This is a genomic window from Halomonas sp. SIMBA_159 (assembly GCF_046536035.1).
Taxonomy (GTDB): Bacteria; Pseudomonadota; Gammaproteobacteria; order Pseudomonadales; family Halomonadaceae; genus Vreelandella; species Vreelandella venusta_A.
The window spans coordinates 1-506 of sequence record NZ_JAWJBT010000090.1 but is presented as its reverse complement, the minus strand read 5'-3'; the positions used below and the strand labels follow the sequence as shown (position 1 = coordinate 506).

2 protein-coding genes are annotated in these 506 nt (G+C 51.8%); one reads left to right on the top strand and one right to left on the bottom strand.

The genetic code is table 11. The annotated features are described in order from the left end of the window. A partial coding sequence (locus tag R0J87_RS18490; protein WP_498888001.1) for an AsnC family transcriptional regulator occupies positions 1-141 on the bottom strand: 141 nt, incomplete at its 3' end. A 115-nt stretch (positions 142-256) separates the two neighbouring features. Here R0J87_RS18490 and R0J87_RS18485 point away from each other — a divergent pair. Continuing rightward, positions 257-506, top strand: a 250-nt coding sequence (locus R0J87_RS18485; RefSeq protein WP_498887999.1) for a hypothetical protein, incomplete at its 3' end; no start/stop codon positions are given.

Below are 506 nucleotides of genomic sequence, written 5' to 3'. Positions count from 1 at the left end.
CATTTTTTCGACACGGACATGGACGGTGGCCGGGCTGACATTGAAGCGCTTGGCCATTTCGGCATAGGGGATCCGGGCATCGTGCATCAGGGCATTCAGAATATCTCGGTCTAAATCATCAAGACGAGGTAGCGGGGTCATGGCATCTTTCCGTGGTAGTTCGCAACTACTGCATCATATACTGGCTTGACTCATGACGCACGGATTAGGATTGGCTCTCAATCACAGCATCAATAAAGGATATCACTGTCTCTTCATGCGCTTAGTTCTCTTGCTACTGGTACTTCTCCTACCCAGATTGGCGCTGGCTGAAGCTAATGTGCTGGTGATTCATTCCTATCATCAAGGTATGCAATGGACGGATGCCCAGCAGGCCGGGCTGGAAGCCGCCCTGCGTTCTGAATCGGTGCACCTCCAGGTCGATTATATGGACAGCAAGCGCTACCAGTCGCCCTGGTATCTGGATCAGCTGGTGGATGTATACCGTGCCAAACTCAGCAGTGAAA